This is a genomic window from Prosthecobacter sp. (assembly GCF_020439865.1).
Taxonomy (GTDB): domain Bacteria; phylum Verrucomicrobiota; class Verrucomicrobiia; order Verrucomicrobiales; family Verrucomicrobiaceae; genus Prosthecobacter.
The window spans coordinates 1-15,604 of the sequence record NZ_JAGRPF010000038.1 but is presented as its reverse complement, the minus strand read 5'-3'; the positions used below and the strand labels follow the sequence as shown (position 1 = coordinate 15,604).

Sequence of the window (15,604 nt, the reverse complement as noted above, 5' to 3'; positions counted from 1 at the left end):
TGGCGGTTTGTCTCCGCGCATCGGGTTCACAACCGGTCGGGCGAATCAAACTCCAAGTCTCGCAGGCGCGCTCCGTCGCTGTCGTGAACGATCAAATCATCGTCGCAGCCGATCGTGCGCTGGTGTTCCACCGCTCCGACGGCTCTCTGATTCGGCAACAGGCCATGCCGCGTCCCGTCCGGGCGGTGACCACCGATTCGAAGGGCGGCGTGGTCGTGACGTTCAGTGATCAAATCGCACGGGTGTCCGACTCGGATGCACTGGAACTGGTCGGTGAAAGCTTTGGCAGAAACGCCGCCCTCACCGGGATTGCCGTGGCAGATGACGGACGACTCTTTGCAGCGGACAGCGGACAGCGCGTCATCTGGCGTCTGGACGCACTTGGGAACGTGCTGGGCAGCATCTCCCCCGGAGGCGCGGGCTTCACCGTGCCGCGCGCTTTCTTCCCCATTACCTGGCAGAACGGTCATCTGATCGTTGCGGAACCCGGCCGGCATCAAATCCAGCGCTACACCGCCGACGGACTGCTGGTGGGAAAATGGGGTGGCCATTCCCGCACGCTGGAAGGTTTTTCGGGGTGCTGCAATCCAGTCGCCATTACTTCGACACCAAACGCTGTCATCACCGCGGAACGCGGACAGGTGCGCGTGAAGAAATTCGACGCTGCCGGCAAACTCGCTTCGCAACTCGCCGCACCGGACCAGTTCGCACCGCTCGTGGTCGAGGAAGACGGCGACTTGTTTGGCTGCGAAGGCGGATTGCTCGATGTCGCCGCGACGAATGACGGTCGCGTGGTCGTTCTCGACCGTTCCGCATGTGAAATTCTCGTTTTGTCATGAAACGCGTGCTGTTCACTCTCGCGGCGTTCACTGCCGTATGCGCCGCGCAGTCGCCTGAGACGCCGACGCATCAGGAGATCGCGCCCATCAAGATTCCGCTCGGCGAGGAAGGCACGCTCAAGACGATCTCGATGGATCGTCGTGGCAATCTGCTGGTCGGCGTTTCGTTTCGCGCTCCTGCTGGCGCAGTTGCAGCGGCAAAACCGAAACTCATGGACCGCCTGAGCGAGGCGTCGCGTGCCGGCGATGCCAAAGCGTGGGATAAAGTCGTCACCGAGGCCACCGTCGAAGAACTGCAGGAGGCGATGATGTCCGCGGACCAGGAAACCCGCGGCGAAATCATGAACCTCTTGTCGCAGGAGAAGCGTGATGCCGTGACGCAGGCCATGCGCGGCGGCAGACGCGGGATTCGAGACATGAATCCGGACGCACGCGGCGGCATTTCACCGCAGCTTTCCACCGATCACGAAGGGCATGCGTATGAGCTCAAGGTGGTCAGTCCGGACGGTAAAGTCCTCTCCACGTGGGCGATGAGCGACGGTCTGATGCCCAAGATGATCTTCGGCTGCCCCGATGGCGCGGTTTATGTCGCCGGCGGCGGGAAACTGGCGCAGTTCACCGAGGATGGGAAACTCGTGAAGATGGTGGACACCGACGCGGTGTGTGGGCAGAAGGCTACGGCGAGCGGGATCTGCGCGGACGCAACGCACGTCTATCTCGCCCTCGGCATGGGCAACAGCACGCGTGCGACGGAGGACCTCTACAAGTTCAAACGCGACCTAAGCGAGCCGAAGATGATCGTCGAGCGCCAGTTCGGCTGCTGCAGCCACATCGATCTGCGCGTGAATGCCGGCGAACTGCTCATTGCAGAGAATTCGCGGCATCGTGTGAACCTCTTCGATCTCGACGGCAAACCGAAAACCACCTGGGGTCAGCGGGATCGCTCGAGCATCGAGGGCTTCACCGCCTGCTGCAATCCCTGCAACATCGACTTCGGCCCCGGCGGCGTTCTTTACACCGCGGAGTCCGGCGTAGGACGTGTGAAGAAGTATTCGCCGGATGGAAAATTCCTCGGACTCGTCGGATACGTTGACACCACGAAGTTCGACAGTGGCGGCCAGCTTGCGGCCACGTCGTGCTACATCCCGATGGAGGTCAATGCTGACGCCAGCCGCATCTACGTGATGGATGTGCGCGCCGCGATCATCCGCGTCCTCGCGAAAAAGTCATGAGGCGCTGGCTGCTCCATCTGGTGCTCGCTGGCACATGCCTCGCGGAGACGCCGCTGCAGCTTGTGGTGATGGACCCGCTGGCGCTCCAGCTTTCCTGCACCTGCGTGAAGGGCACCGGCCACCGGCGCTACGACCTGCTCGCGAAACAAATGGAAAAGCAGCTCGGACGCGAGGTGCAGCTGACCTTTGATGAGAGCCTCGCGCTTGCACTGCAACGAACGAATGGGGAAGCCGATCTCGTGATCGGGAAAGACGCCGTCGTGCGCGCCGACGCTGTCAAAGCGGGCCTGAAACTGCAGGATGTCGCCGCGCTGACCGATCCCCGAGGCGAAACCAAGCTGCGCGGCGTTTTTCTCGTGCGTCAGGACTCGAAGGCGAAGACGCCTGCGGATCTCGCAGGTCAGAAAGTCGCCATCGGACCGGTGGAGGACGCGGAATCGAATGCAGGCGCGAAAGCGATGCTCAAGGCTGCGTGGCGCGAGCTCGGCAGCATGGACGCGGCGGCGCTCGCGTTGAGCGATGGCGAGGTCGACGCCGCCGTGGTGTCAGAATTCATGCCTGTGCTCCTCGAGGGCTGCGGCAAGCTCGACAAAGGCTCCACGCGCACCATCGGAACCACCGAAGGCGTGCCGTTCATCCGTCTCTTCGCGAACGAGGGCATCGACAAGGCAAAACTTGCGCAAGCTCTCGAAAGCGTCGCATCGAACCCGGATCTGCTGACCGCGCTCGAAAGCAAAAATGGATTCGTCATCGAGGACAACGACGCATGGCCTGACTGGCGCGGCGAAGGACGCCGCGGTGTGGTCTCGAGTTTGCCGGACAAACTGCCCGATCCATTGCCCAAACTGTGGTCCGCACCGCTCACTGGTCCGCCGATGGCAGGCGCGGCGATCTCTGGCGATTTCGTGATTGTTCCTGACAAATCCGAGGACGGAAAAACCGATGTGTTTCGCTGTTTGAGCCTGAAGGACGGCCACGAGCGCTGGCAGCTCGCCTATGACGCGCCGGATGATCTTGAATACACCAACGCGCCGCGTGCAACGCCGGTGATTCACGCCGGGCTCGTGTATTTGCAGGGCGCGCTCGGTCATTTGCACTGCGTGGACCTCACCAGCGGCCACATCGTATGGTGGCGGCATGTGTTTGCCGATTTCAAAGCCGAGCGTCTGAACTGGGGCGCGTCCGTTTCGCCGCTCGTGATCGACGACAAGCTGATCATCGCACCCGGCGCGAAGGACGCGTCTCTCGTTGCATTGAATCGCAAAACTGGCGAGACCGTCTGGCAGACACCGGGTCACGCCGCGGCGTATTCGGCCTTCATTCACGCCAAAGACCAAATCATCGGCTATGACGCCGCCAGCATCGGCGGTTGGGACGTGCAGACGGGAAAACGCCTGTGGGATCACGTGCCTCCGGACGGCTCCGACTTCAACGTGACCACGCCTGTGATGCAGGGCGATCAACTGCTGCTCGCCACCGAGAACAATGGCGCGCGGTTGCATCGCTTCGACGCACAAAACCGGCTCGTGCCCGAACCCACGATGAAGAATGTTGATCTCGCACCCGACACCTGCACCCCCACCATCGCAGCAAGCCGCGTCTTCGCGACACCTTACGGCGAGCTCTTCTGTCTCGAACTCGCCACGATGAAAACACTCTGGCGGCAGCAGAACGACATGTTTCACGATCACTGCAACATCGTGACCGATGGCCGCCATGTCCTGCTCTGGACCGCCAACGGCGATTTGATTCTGCTCGATGCTGCCGCCGACAAGTTTCAACCGATCTCACAGCAGCGTCCGTTCCTCGACAAGCATCCGGACTCCCTCGCGCATCCGGCGTTTGCGGGTGACTTGATCCTACTGCGTTCGAGCAAGGAGATCGCGTGCTTCCGGCTCACTCCTTAGTGATCGTTTCGTCGAGATTGAGCAAGACACGAGCAACGAGCGTTTGCGGTACGAGTTCGCCTTGTTTCTGCTCGTGCCGGTGAAGCATGGTGAGCAGCACGTTGCTTTCCTTCGGCGTCGGAGCGCGGCCGGTGCAGAGTTTGAAGCCGTAGGCGATGCGGGAGGTGTCGTCGGCACCGCCTTCCTTCCACATGCGTTCGCCGAGGGCTTTGGCCGTCTCCATGCTCATGGTTTCGTTGAGTGTCATGAGAGCCTGCAGCGGTGTGTTGCTCTTGGAGCGGCGGATGCAGGACGATTCGCCGTTGGGAACGTCAAAGGTGCTCAGGAATGGATACGGCGTGCTGCGGCGGCGGAAGACGTAGATGCTGCGACGGTATTTCTCCGCGCCGTCCTCGACATGCCACGGGAAGGGCGCGTAGCTGGCGGGTTTTTCGAAGAGATACGCGGGCGCGGGCGGCATGACGGGACGTCCGCCGACTTCGGGATTGAGCAGGCCGCTGGCGGCGAGCTGGATGTCGCGCACGACCTCGCCTTCGACGCGGAATCGCGGCCCACGGGCGAGCAGACGGTTGTAAGGATCGCGTTCGAGAAGCAGTGGCGTGACCTTGCTCGACTGCTGGTAGGTCTCGCTGGTGACAATGAGCTTGAGCAGGTGCTTAGTGCTCCACTGATGCTCCATGAAATCGACGGCGAGCCAGTCGAGCAGCTCGGGATGACTTGGCGGCGTGCCCTGCGTCCCGAAGTCTTCGGCAGTTTCGACCAAACCAGTGCCGAAGACGGCCTGCCACACACGGTTCACATAAGCGCGGGCGGTGGTGGGTGAGTTTTTATCGGCGAGCCATTTCGCAAAGGTAAGGCGTGAACTGTCGGCATTTTTCGGCAGCGGATTGAGCACGGAGGGCACCCCGGTGGTGACTTTGTCGCCGGGCTTGGTGAAGTCGCCGCGTTTCAGCACGGTGGTCATGCGCGGTTGGTCGCGCGCATCGAGCACGAGCGTGGTCGCGCCTTCGGGATGTTGTTTCCAGAGGGACTCGATCTCGTCGTTCACGGCTTTCCATTCGGGAACGGTGATGCGGAAGACGGCGAAGGCGTTGTTCTTGCCATAAAGCGGATTGGCCTCGGCGTTTGCGGCATCGGTGCTGCTGATGCGATAGCGACCAAGATTCATCGTCTGCAGATCGTCGCTGTTCCAGCCGCCGTGTTTCATGCTGACGCCGATGGTGAGTTCAGAGTCGGGCTTCACTTCAATCGGCTTTTCGAGCACGAAGACCGCGTTGCGCGGTACGTTGCGGCGTCCGGGACCGGCGTCGATGCCCCACGCGGTTTTGTCGTCGCCGTCGATGGCATAGCTGATCGGACCGGTGACGCGTTTGTCTTTGTCGGACTCTTTGTCGCGTGCGTAAGGTGCAAGCGGTGTGTTTTCCGGCTCGCCGAAGTCGGCGCTGGCTTTGACAAACTTCAATTTGGTCTCCTTGTCGTCGATCTTCATCGTTGCATTGAACTCGGTGAGCGCGGCAGTGCCTTTCTGCGAACGTCCGGGACCGTAAGCAGGCAGATTCGGATCGTTCATAAGTTCCAAACGGAAGGCGTTGATCGTTTGCGGTGCGTCCAGCTTCACGACAAACTTCACCTCGCTCTTCGTCGGCGCGTAGCCTTGCGCGAGGATGCTGCCATCGGGCTGGCGCAGGGCTTTTTCACCACCGGAGGGATCGTCCTCAAAATGCAGTGTGCGCCACTGCGGCTGCGCAGCTTTGATCTGCTTCGTCCATTCATCCATGCGCTGCTTCCAGTCGGGATGATCGTGCTTGAGCTTGTTTTCGAGCTCCGCGATGCGCGCGAGCAACTGCGACCGCTGCATCTGTTCCTTGGAGCTGTACACGACGCGCCAAGGTTCATTGTCGTTGTTCAGGTAGGCGAACATCCGGTAGTACTCCTCCTGCGAGATGGGATCGTACTTGTGGTTGTGGCACTGAGCGCAGCCGATGCTGAGACCGAGGATGCTCCTGCCGATCACTTCCATGTGATCGAACATCGCCTCCATGCGGAACTGCTCGGGATCGACGCCGCCTTCCTCGTTGATCATCGAATTGCGCAGGAAGCCTGTGGCGACGATCTGATCCTGCGTGGCCTTCGGCAATTCATCGCCGGCGATCTGCTCGATGATGAACTGGTTGTAAGGCATGTCGCGGTTGTAGGCATTGATGACCCAGTCGCGGTAGAACCAGATGAAGCGCATCGGATCCTTCTCGTATCCGTTGCTGTCGGCGTAGTGCGCGCCGTCGAGCCAGTGACGCGCCCAGCGTTCGCCGTAGTGCGGTGATTGCAGGAGTTTGTCAGGCAGTTCCGAAAGGCTGGACGTGTCCGATGGCTCGGGAGGAAGGCCGACGAGATCGAGGTAAATGCGACGGCGCAGTGTTTCAGGCGCAGCTTTTGGCGAAGGCTTGAGGTCTTCCTTTTCGAGGCGCTCGCGAATGAACGCATCGATGGGATGCTTCGCATTCGCGGGCACCTTCGGTCTCACCGGCGGTTTGAAGGCCCAGTGATCGGTCCTTTGTTCGATCTTAACGCTCGCGCTCTCGGGCCAGTCGGCACCGGCATCGATCCAGGATTTGAGCTTGGCGATTTCGTCAGCGGTGAGTGGATCGCCTTTGCGTGGCATGCGCATCTTCGGATTCGTGCCGAGCACGGCGTGCATGAGGCGGCTGTCGTCCGCATTGCCGGCGATGATGGCGATGCCGAAGTCGCCGCCTTTGAGCGCGATGGATTTGTTGTCGAGCCGGAACGCGGCCTCCTGCTTGTGCGGGCCATGGCACTTGTAGCAGTGCTCGCTGAAGATCGGCTGGATGTCCTGAACGAAGTCCACCGCAGCTCCGGCGGTGCCGCCGAGCGCAACAAGGGCGAGAATGGAGAATGCAGTCGATGCCATGTGCAGATGAATACGGAGCGTGCGCCAGCCTCTCACGCGCCGCGAGATGGAGAATCCGTGCGGCTACTTCTTCGATTCCGCCGGTTTGGCCGCGGTCGTCGTGGTGGGTTTGGTCTGGGCCGCCTTGGGCTTCGGTTTTGGCTTCGACTTCTTTTGGGATGGCGCCTTCGTGGCGGCCACGGTGGTGGATGGTTGCGGGGCAGGTTCCGCCGCCGGTGCGGGTTCGACGGCTGCAGGCGCGCTCACTGCCTCCACTTTAAAACTGCCTGCCCAGGAACTGATGTCTTTCCAAACACCGGCTCCATTTTCCTGCAGCCAGCCCCAGCCGAAGAACGCGATCAGACCCAGCGCGGCGAGATTCAAAACCACGGCAGCAAATACGCGCTTCTTGTTGCGCGGTGGGCGTGGCGGCGGCGCTTCCGGCTTCGAATCACTCTTTGTTTCGATGGTGGACGGCGGACGCGGAGTCACAGGCTTCGGCCTGGGTGCGTTTGGATTGGGCGTTGGTGCCGCCAGCGGTGTCGTATGTGCCCCGGGCGCCATGACCGGCGGCTGTTGAGGCATGTGGATGAAGCCGGTGTGCATCGACCTCATCAGCATGTCGAGAGCCAGTCCCACAGACTGCGGCCGCTGCTGAGGCGTCAGGTTGAGCAGCCAGCCGAGCCAGTCGCGCAGCGGCGGGTCGAGGTCTGGCCGCATGTGGTTGAGCATCTGGGTGCAATTGAAAGCCTGCCAGTCCGACATGACCTGCTCCACCGTGTCACCCTGAGCAGGCGCGGTGTTCGTGGCGATGCAGAACAGGCTCGCCGCAGCGGTGAAGAGATCGCTTTGTGTGGTGGGCGGGCTTCCGGCGTGGAGTTCAGGTGCGCGGAACCACAGCGTTTCCGGCGGATGTTCTCTTCGCGCGAGTGAGATGCCCCAGTCCTGCACTTGGAGAAAAAGTCCGCCGCCGGGATGATCGGCGATGATCAGGTTGCTCGGTTTCGGATCGCCGTGCGGCTGGCGCAGATGCTCGCCCACGAGGAGTGCATGCATGAACTGCACGGCGAGCGCACGCAGATCCGCTGGTGAGGGCGTGCGCCCGGCTGCGAAGGCGCGGGCGTTGACTCCCGGCATGAACTCGGAGACAAGCGCGAATTCGTCCTCCGTGGGCAGCAGCGTGATGAGCCCTGCGATCTGCGGATGCCGCACTTGCATCAGCGAAGGGGCGAGCAACTGCAGCCGCTCGCGATCCAGCGGACACGCGGTCTCGTGATCGTCGAGGAGTGCTTTGATCAGCACCTTGCGACCTGTCGCCACCTCCACGCCCCGATACACCTTCGCCGAAGGCCCGGCGGCGATGATCTTCTCGGGCTGAAAGTGGTCGGCGTACATGCGGGGCGACGATTTGCCAGAGCATGGCAAAGAACTGCTGCTTCGCGCAAGAGAAGATTGGCGTACTTGCAGGATGCGGCATCCGCCCCACAGTCACGGCATGTTGAAACTCGGACTCATCGGCTGTGGGAAAATGGGCGGCGCGCTTTTGCGCGGCGTGGAGCAGGCGCTTGGCAAAGGCGGCCTGAACGTGGCGCTCAGCGATGTGGTGCCGGAGGCGGTGAACAGCCTACGCAAGTGCCTCACGTGCCGGACCGTCACCGGTACGCCTGCGGAGGTGGCCGCCGCGTCTGACGTGGTGATTCTAGCTGTGAAGCCGGGAGATATGAAAGCGCTGTGCGAGACGCTGGCGGAGGTCAAGGGCTCGCGTTTGCATCTGAGCATCGCGGCTGGCATCAACCTCGCGCATCTGGAGATGTGGCTCGGTGCGCGTCAGCGTGTCATCCGCAGCATGCCGAACACGCCGGCGCTCGTCGGCGTGGGGGCGGCGGCCTTTGCACGTGGCAGCAAGGCCACTGCGAAAGACGCGGCTCTCGCTAGCAAGATCCTCGGTGCCGTCGGAACGGCGGACGAGGTCGCGGAGAAGCTGCTCGATGCCGTCACTGGCTTGTCCGGCAGCGGTCCTGCGTACGTTTACACCGTGATCGAATCGCTGGCCGATGGTGGCGTGCTCATGGGCCTGCCACGTGCCACGGCTGTGCGTCTTGCCGCACAAACCGTCGCAGGCGCAGCTGAGATGGTGTTGCTCGCGGGCAAGCATCCCGCCGCTCTCCGCGATGAAGTTACCAGCCCCGGCGGCACGACGATTGCGGGCCTCGAACAGCTCGAAGCACACGGCTTGCGCAATGCGATGATCCAGGCCGTGCGTGCGGCGACAGAGAAGAGCAAGGCGCTGGGAGCGTGATCAGAACGCCGGCTTGTAGTACCCGAGGTAGGCCAGCACGGCGCCGATGAGGATGGCGATCAGAACCACGACCTGTGCGGAAAGCACACGGCGTTTGGCGAGCACCGGCAGGAAGCCGAGCACCAGCCACAGGGCGAGTTTCACGATCACCCAATGCTGCGTGTAGAGCGAGGGCGCTCCCTCCGGCAGCCCTTTGGACATCTTTGCAAGCATGCCGAATCCGGAGACAAGACTGATGATGAGGCCGATGCCATGCCATTTCATCGACTTCTTGGCGCCTTCACTGGAGAGGAGGCCGCCGAAGCCGACGAAGACGAGGATCAGGCCGATGAGATGGAGGAAGTGGTAGGTCTGGATGGACATGGCGGAGTCTGTGCCCCAATCCAACGCCCGGCACAAGTGACAGGATGCATTGATTTCCCCCTCAAATCGTTCTGCCACAGGTGTTAGGTCAATACTTCCAGGATGAGGTGACGACCTGAAACTCGTCCTCGTAGCGTATCACGCCAGGATCGGTGGTGGTGAGCGTGCGGACGAAACGCCCGTGTTCTTCGAGAATGGTGATTATCTCGCGAAACCTGGCGATGAACTCCACGGCGGACGGCTTGAACCAAGACACCGCATCCTCAGGCCACTCGGCGCTCGAAAATGGCGGGCAGGGCAGGTGGTCATTCAACCACGCGAACAGCTCCGCGACATGCTCGTGTTCATAGTCCGGCAGATCGCCGGACTCCTTGAGCAAACGCAGTTCGGCGACGACGCCTGTTTGCTGACGCGCTCTTTCCTGATTCGTGCCGACGACAAAACGGATGAAAGTCATCCCACCCCGGGAAGTCTGCGGTGGTGGGTCGAAGCTCATGGCAGCCTGGCGGCTTATTCTGCCGCAGTCGCCTTCTCGCCCGCGAGCTTGGCGGCACGCTCGGCGAGTTCGACGTGGAACTGCTCCGGCGTCGGCTCATCGCCCTTGGTGCGAGTGCGCTCGAACCAGTCCGCGAAGATTTCGCCGTCCTGACGCTCTGCTTTGAAGGCTTCGAGGAGTTCACGGACCTTGCCGGGAACATCTTCGCCGAGCACGGTTTTGAATTCGAGACCGGCGAGGCGGTTGCCGCGGATGCTGCCGCCGACGAACATGGCGTACTTGTTCGGTGAACGTCCGACGAAGCCGAAGTCGGCGTTGTAAGGACGGCCGCAGCCATTCGGGCAGCCGGTCATGCGGAAAAGAATCGGCTCGTTTTCGAGACCAAGCTCACGCAGCGTTTCATCGATCTTGTCCATGAAGCCGGGCAGTACGCGCTCGGATTCGCTGAGAGCCAGACCGCAGGTCGGCAGGGCCACGCAGGCGTGGGCGACCTTGCGGGCGCGGGTCATGCCATCGGCGTGAACGACGCCGTGCTTCGCCAGGATGGCATCCACCTCGGCTTTCTGCTCCGGTTTGACCTCGGCGATGATGAGATTCGTGTTCGGTGTGACGATGTAGGGCAGATCGAGCGTCTTGGCGATTTCGGTGAAGGCGCTGCGATAGTGCGGGCCGTTTTCACGGTCCACAATGCGGCCCATGCTGACGTGGACGGCGCAGTAGAGTTTGCCGTCGCCCTGCTCATGCCAGCCGAGGTTGTCTTCGACGGTGTCGAACTTGAGTTCCTTCGGCGGGAAGGTTTCGATGCCCGGCAGGCGGCGCACGACTTCCGCGCGGAAGCCGTCGAGGCCCATCGTCTGCACGGTGTACTTGAGGCGCGCATTTTTGCGCTCGGTGCGGTTGCCGTGGTCTCGCTGCGTGGTGACAATCGCTTCGATGGCATCGACCACATTTGCGCGCTTTGCATAAAGCAGCGGCTGGCCGAGGAAGGGACGCGTGGTGAGCTGGCCGTGGCTCATGCCAAAGCCGCCGCCAACGGTGATCGTGTAGCCTTCGACCTCGCCGTTCACGACATGCGGCACGAGACCGACGTCTTGCGAAAAGATGTCCGCGTCATTGAGCGGCTGGATGGCCACGCCGATCTTGAATTTGCGCGGCAGATAGACCTTGCCGTAGATCGGATCGTCGCCTTCCGACGCCTTCGTGGCTTCACGCACGGCGGGATTGACCTCAGGATCCTTGATCCAGTTCGGTTCGAGCTTCTCGCCGTCGAGCCAGATGTCGGCATAGGCCTGGCTGCGCCAGAGGAAGCGCTGGCTGATTTCCTCGGTCAGCTTCTGAGTGTCGGCATGAATGGCGTCCTTGATCGGAGCGGCAGGTCCCATCGTGTTGCGCACCACGTCACCGCAGGCGCCCATGGTGCTGAGACCGCTGTGGCAGACATTGTGGATGACTTCCTTCAGGCCGCCTTTGAGCACGCCGTGGAGCTGGATGCCCTGACGGTTGGTGAGGCGCATGTTGCCGAAGGCCTTCGTGCAAAGATCGTCGTGAATGAGCCACTGCTTCGCCGTGATGCGGCCGCCGGGCATCTTGCTGCGGATCATGAAGCTCCACGCCTTGTCGAGCTTAGCCTTCGAGCGCTCGGCACGAACATCGCGATCGTCCTGCTGGTAGGAGCCATGGTGCTTGAGCAGGATGTTGCTGTCCTCCGAGATGTGGGAGAGGGACGTATCAGCGAACTGCTCGGCGATCTGGCCGCGGAGTCCGGCTGAGGCGAGTTTAATGTCTTCGACGGAGGCTTTGCTCATAGGAAAGGGAGTTGGGGGCGATGGGGGTTCCGAGACTGGACTAGAATGCCACGAATGCAAGAAGTGACAAGCAGTAATGTGATAATTGCCTATCGATAATATATGGAATTAATCGAACCTCTTTGCTCGCCTCGGTTCCGAGAAAAAACGGGCGCGTGACAAACAGCCGCTAGGACGGTTACACTTCTCTCAACATGAGCAGGCATCACATGCGCACGCTTCAAACGACGACCGTCCTGATGGCGGTGTCGTTTTTGGGCGGCTGTGTCAAAAAGAGCGAATACGACGCCCTGCAGGTTGAAAATCAGGCACTACAGGCGCGGGTGGATCAGGCCAGCCATCAATTGGAGCAGTCACAGACCGATTTGGCCACTCTCCAGGCTCAGTTGCAGCAGTTCGGAGAAACCAAGTCACAACTGCAAAAGACCCAGCAGCAGCTCCAGCAGACGCAGGAGGAACTCAAGGCTTTGAAAGCCCAGTTCGAACAATTCCGCACCCAGCGGCGCAATGCCATGGTGGGAAAGAAATTTCCGGTGCTGACATTGGACGGAGGCAAAGTACTGCGACAGGCCGAGATCACGTCGGTTACCGCGGAAGACGTCTCCATCCAGCACGACGGCGGTGTCATCAAGGTGGCTTTGGCCGATACGACGGACGCTCTGCGCTGGGAGGCCTGTTATGATCCGCAGGAGGCGAAGGCGCGTGCGCGCGAAAACATGCTCGCGGAAGCGCGTGCGATCGAGGCACGGCTGGCACGTGAACGAGGCGCGCCGACTGCGGCCACCTTTCAGCCTTCGCAGAATGCCGTCGATGTTTTGCGCTCCCAACTCGCTACCCAGCGAACGCAGCTGAACACCGAATACCAGATGCTGGTGGCAAAGAATCCTAAAGTGTTGCAGGGCGCCGGCTGGAATGCCTCGGCACCTGAGGCGAGTCCGCTGCTGAACAGCGTGTCCGGCAGCCGGGCCGTGCTCGGTCTCAGCCGTCTTCAATCCCTGCGCGATTCGATTCTCGCCACGGTGCAACAGCTGCGCGCCGTCGATCCCTCCGCACGTTGAGTCCGCCGCAAATTAAGCTAGGCAAACCGCTCTTTTAATCGTTCCATGTCACGCGCATCCATGAAATACAGCCTCATCCTCGCCCTTGTCCTCACCGCCACCGCCGCTTCCGCGGTCGACTACAAGACCCAGATCGCTCCGATCTTCCGCAACAAATGCTACGCCTGCCACAGCGTCACCAAGAAGGTGAAAGGCAAGCTGGCCTTGGACGATGCTGAGCTGCCCAACCAGATCGGTGCCGGCAAAAACATCATCCCCGGCGAGGCGATGAAGAGCACGATGTTCATCAACTGCACGCTCCCCAGTGATGATGCCGATGTGATGCCTCCGGACGGTAAAAACCGCCTGACCGATGCCGAGCTCGATCTCCTCAAAACCTGGATCACGGAAGGCGCGAACCTCACCGGTGGCGGCGCGGCTCCTGCTGCTGCTCCCGCAGCGATGCCTGCCGCAGGCGGTGTCCTGAAATGGACCAGCAGTGACGGCAAAGTCATCGAAGCCGAGTTCATGGGTCTTCAGGATGACGGCGTCCTGCTGAAGATCCCGTCGACGGGCGTCACCCACATCGTTCCTCTCTCCCGCCTCTCTCCTGAAAGCCAGGAACAGGCAAAGACTGCGAAGAAGTAACTGCCTCTTCAATCAAATCATCGACAACGCCACCGGATCAAAGTCTGGTGGCGTCTTCATTTCAGCACGAACACCGACTCCGCCACCCGCTGGCCATTAACCTGAAGTTCGACGCGATGGCAGCCCGGATGATGTTTGCGGGTGGTGAAATCGCGAATGACCTGCGACTTGGTGAGATCGAGCGTCGCTTTCGCCGCCAGATCGACCTCCGTCCACTTGAATACCTTTTCCGCACTCACGCCGCGTGCCTTCACGTAATGCACGACGTAGTCGATGGCGAGCCGTTGTGCGCGTGAGGAAGTGGAGGAGATCGTGGTGAACAATGTGAGCCGTTCACCGAGCGCGAGCCGTGGCGGTGATGCTTCCAGCGTCGCGATGACCTCCGCCTTCTTGCCAAAGCCGAAGAGCTTCAGCGCCCGCGGATGCCCGCGTTTGATCAGCGTGCGGCAGGCCTGCTTCGCGATCCAGTTCAGGTGCGCATGACCGAGATCCCAACTCTCCAGACGCTCCAGCACGAACTCCGGATGATCCTTCGTGATGTCATTGAGATGATTCGCCACCGAACGGCGCACGAACAGCGACGTGTCGTTCTTCAACGCCTCCAAAATCCCCCATGTCGGTGAAGGATCGCGCACGAGTGAACTCAATCGCATGCCCCACGGCAGACGCGGACGCGAACCCTCACTCGCCAGACGGCGCACCTTTTCATCGGCATCCTGCGTCCATTGCAGCAGCGTTTTCAGCGCACGCACCTGATCCGCCACGATAAACGGACGCACGGCGAACTCGGAAGAACCGAACACCGTGAAGAATCGCAGCGCTTCCATCGAGAACTCGAAATCCTCTTGTCCGAACGTGGCCACGAAGTCGCCGAGGAAAATCGTCACAAACTCATGCCCGAGTTTCGGTACGAGCTTTTGCAGCACGCGCACCTTCTGTTGAAACGATCCCGGCAGCGCCTCATCCGTTGCGACCGCGCATTGGTGCAGCCGCTGCATCAGTGTGCGTTCTTCCAACCCATCGAGCACAAGTTTCAAAAACGTCTTCGCATCGAACTTCGGCGCGAGTTGGGTCAGCTCGCGTGCGATTGAGCGATAGCGGGCTTCATCGAACCAGTCTTTGAGTTGGGCGGGGGAGGATTCGTCGGACATCGTCAGGGTGGATCACTTCAGTTTCGCAAACACAGCCCGGATCTCCTCCAGGCTGCCGATCGTGAGCACGACCTCGTATTCAAACACGAGTCCCGGCTTAAGCGCGAAAGTCTGGATCGGCGCGACGTAGCTGCAGTCACCCTTGTTGCCGTGGCGCACGCGATAGCACGTCGCCTGCGTTGTGTGCGGCATGAAGAGGCCGAGGCCGTGATCGTTCGCATCCACCCACGCGCACCAGGGCTCGCCGACTTTGATGTATTCGTTCGGAAAGCCCGGCTGCTTGCGCACGAGTTTCTGGTTCGCGTCTGCAAACACCAGCGTGTCGAGTTTCGGCGTCACAAACAACGCCGGCAGTTCCTGGTGCCGCGCCTTGTGCTCCTTGTCGCCGGTCCAGGTCATCTTGAACTTCAAGCGCGCCAGGCCGCCGTCCAGCCGCAGCCATTCTTCCATCACGCACTCCGGTGTGAAGGCTCCCGTGGCCCAGTGGCGCGGTTTCGTCTTCGCATAAAAGCTCATCGCATCCGACTTCGTCGCCATCACCTCGGCGGGCGCGTTCTTCCAGCTTCCGCCCTGCACCGGATTGTAGCGCCACGGTTTGCCGTTCCAGTCGCTGCCGTCTTCATCGCCGTAATACGACTGCTGCACGTAGCGACCCACGTCATAGGCGTTGAGCAGGTTGTCCTGCGATCCCGATTTCGAAAACCAGCCGATACAGGCTCCTGCGTTCAGGTTCACACCGAGACGCACCTGCCCGTTGTCGAGGTAATGCCAGTCCTCCGCCGCCTGGGCCGGGACGACCAGCAGCAGGAAAGTGTAAATGAAACAGTTTGGCGACACCCTTGCAGCCTCGCGGCTTCTCGCCAAATGCGCAAGCATGCCCGCCACCTCCCGCCGACTTCATGCGTTCACCGAATCCGTCATC

13 protein-coding genes are annotated in these 15,604 nt (G+C 61.2%); 6 read left to right on the top strand and 7 right to left on the bottom strand.

Translation table 11 applies throughout. The annotated features are described in order from the left end of the window. The first annotated feature begins 83 nt into the window (after nt 1–83). The 3 genes from KDL09_RS03850 to KDL09_RS03840 are packed head-to-tail and all read left to right on the top strand — an operon-like array spanning nt 84 to nt 3,978. Complete coding sequence (locus KDL09_RS03850; RefSeq protein WP_294381553.1) at nt 84–839, top strand: hypothetical protein; 756 nt, start codon at nt 84–86, stop codon at nt 837–839. Then, on the top strand, nt 836–2,071 hold the full coding sequence (locus tag KDL09_RS03845) for a hypothetical protein (RefSeq protein ID WP_294381551.1): 1,236 nt from the start codon (nt 836–838) through the stop codon (nt 2,069–2,071). The genes KDL09_RS03850 and KDL09_RS03845 overlap by 4 nt, the downstream gene beginning before the upstream one ends. Further along, nucleotides 2,068–3,978, top strand: coding sequence for a PQQ-binding-like beta-propeller repeat protein (locus KDL09_RS03840; protein WP_294381548.1), 1,911 nt, complete (start codon nt 2,068–2,070; stop codon nt 3,976–3,978). The genes KDL09_RS03845 and KDL09_RS03840 overlap by 4 nt, the downstream gene beginning before the upstream one ends. Here KDL09_RS03840 and KDL09_RS03835 read toward each other — a convergent pair. After that, entirely contained in the window at nt 3,968–6,904 is a 2,937-nt protein-coding gene (locus tag KDL09_RS03835; RefSeq protein WP_294381546.1) for a PSD1 and planctomycete cytochrome C domain-containing protein, read from the bottom strand. The genes KDL09_RS03840 and KDL09_RS03835 overlap by 11 nt on opposite strands. A 63-nt stretch (nt 6,905–6,967) precedes the next feature. Continuing rightward, nucleotides 6,968–8,278, bottom strand: coding sequence for a hypothetical protein (locus KDL09_RS03830; RefSeq protein ID WP_294381543.1), 1,311 nt, complete (start codon nt 8,276–8,278; stop codon nt 6,968–6,970). A 100-nt stretch (nt 8,279–8,378) separates the two neighbouring features. On the opposite strand from KDL09_RS03830, the gene proC reads away from it, so the two are divergent. Then, nucleotides 8,379–9,182: a pyrroline-5-carboxylate reductase gene (gene proC, locus KDL09_RS03825; protein ID WP_294381541.1), complete on the top strand. Its 804-nt coding sequence runs from the start codon at nt 8,379–8,381 to the stop codon at nt 9,180–9,182. Here the strand turns inward: proC and KDL09_RS03820 are convergent, their stop codons facing one another. From KDL09_RS03820 to KDL09_RS03810, 3 genes are all read right to left on the bottom strand, one after another. Further along, nucleotides 9,183–9,545 carry a hypothetical protein gene (locus KDL09_RS03820; protein WP_294381538.1) on the bottom strand — a complete coding sequence of 121 codons (363 nt, stop codon included), beginning with the start codon at nt 9,543–9,545 and terminating at the stop codon, nt 9,183–9,185. A gap of 88 nt (nt 9,546–9,633) precedes the next feature. Then, on the bottom strand, nt 9,634–10,041 hold the full coding sequence (locus KDL09_RS03815) for a hypothetical protein (RefSeq protein WP_294381535.1): 408 nt from the start codon (nt 10,039–10,041) through the stop codon (nt 9,634–9,636). A 14-nt stretch (nt 10,042–10,055) separates the two neighbouring features. Further along, nucleotides 10,056–11,846 (bottom strand): NADPH-dependent assimilatory sulfite reductase hemoprotein subunit, encoded by a 1,791-nt coding sequence (locus KDL09_RS03810; RefSeq protein ID WP_294381532.1) that lies wholly within the window; start codon nt 11,844–11,846, stop codon nt 10,056–10,058. Nucleotides 11,847–12,055: 209 nt separating this feature from the next. Between KDL09_RS03810 and KDL09_RS03805 the strand changes: the two genes are divergently transcribed. Both KDL09_RS03805 and KDL09_RS03800 read left to right on the top strand, forming a co-directional pair. Next, nucleotides 12,056–12,904: a hypothetical protein gene (locus KDL09_RS03805; protein WP_294381530.1), complete on the top strand. Its 849-nt coding sequence runs from the start codon at nt 12,056–12,058 to the stop codon at nt 12,902–12,904. A 60-nt stretch (nt 12,905–12,964) separates the two neighbouring features. After that, nucleotides 12,965–13,531 carry a c-type cytochrome domain-containing protein gene (locus tag KDL09_RS03800; protein WP_294381527.1) on the top strand — a complete coding sequence of 189 codons (567 nt, stop codon included), beginning with the start codon at nt 12,965–12,967 and terminating at the stop codon, nt 13,529–13,531. A gap of 56 nt (nt 13,532–13,587) precedes the next feature. Here KDL09_RS03800 and KDL09_RS03795 read toward each other — a convergent pair whose 3' ends face one another. Continuing rightward, the gene (locus KDL09_RS03795) at nt 13,588–14,682 is read right to left on the bottom strand and encodes a DNA alkylation repair protein (RefSeq protein WP_294381525.1); all 1,095 of its coding nucleotides are present in this window, start codon (nt 14,680–14,682) and stop codon (nt 13,588–13,590) included. Between the two features lie 12 nt (nt 14,683–14,694). Then, a complete protein-coding gene (locus KDL09_RS03790) occupies nt 14,695–15,558 on the bottom strand; it encodes a hypothetical protein (RefSeq protein WP_294381523.1) in 864 nt (287 codons plus the stop codon). Nucleotides 15,559–15,604: the final 46 nt, after the last annotated feature.

What these genes read in the sequence shown, in the direction of transcription:
- KDL09_RS03795 (WP_294381525.1), bottom strand. Translation starts at nt 14,682, where the DNA reads ATGTCCGACGAATCCTCCCCCGCCCAACTCAAAGACTGGTTCGATGAA.
- proC (WP_294381541.1), top strand. Translation starts at nt 8,379, where the DNA reads ATGTTGAAACTCGGACTCATCGGCTGTGGGAAAATGGGCGGCGCGCTT.
- KDL09_RS03820 (WP_294381538.1), bottom strand. Translation starts at nt 9,545, where the DNA reads ATGTCCATCCAGACCTACCACTTCCTCCATCTCATCGGCCTGATCCTC.
- KDL09_RS03805 (WP_294381530.1), top strand. Translation starts at nt 12,056, where the DNA reads ATGCGCACGCTTCAAACGACGACCGTCCTGATGGCGGTGTCGTTTTTG.
- KDL09_RS03810 (WP_294381532.1), bottom strand. Translation starts at nt 11,846, where the DNA reads ATGAGCAAAGCCTCCGTCGAAGACATTAAACTCGCCTCAGCCGGACTC.
- KDL09_RS03790 (WP_294381523.1), bottom strand. Translation starts at nt 15,558, where the DNA reads ATGCTTGCGCATTTGGCGAGAAGCCGCGAGGCTGCAAGGGTGTCGCCA.
- KDL09_RS03815 (WP_294381535.1), bottom strand. Translation starts at nt 10,041, where the DNA reads ATGAGCTTCGACCCACCACCGCAGACTTCCCGGGGTGGGATGACTTTC.
- KDL09_RS03845 (WP_294381551.1), top strand. Translation starts at nt 836, where the DNA reads ATGAAACGCGTGCTGTTCACTCTCGCGGCGTTCACTGCCGTATGCGCC.
- KDL09_RS03830 (WP_294381543.1), bottom strand. Translation starts at nt 8,278, where the DNA reads ATGTACGCCGACCACTTTCAGCCCGAGAAGATCATCGCCGCCGGGCCT.
- KDL09_RS03800 (WP_294381527.1), top strand. Translation starts at nt 12,965, where the DNA reads ATGAAATACAGCCTCATCCTCGCCCTTGTCCTCACCGCCACCGCCGCT.
- KDL09_RS03835 (WP_294381546.1), bottom strand. Translation starts at nt 6,904, where the DNA reads ATGGCATCGACTGCATTCTCCATTCTCGCCCTTGTTGCGCTCGGCGGC.
- KDL09_RS03840 (WP_294381548.1), top strand. Translation starts at nt 2,068, where the DNA reads ATGAGGCGCTGGCTGCTCCATCTGGTGCTCGCTGGCACATGCCTCGCG.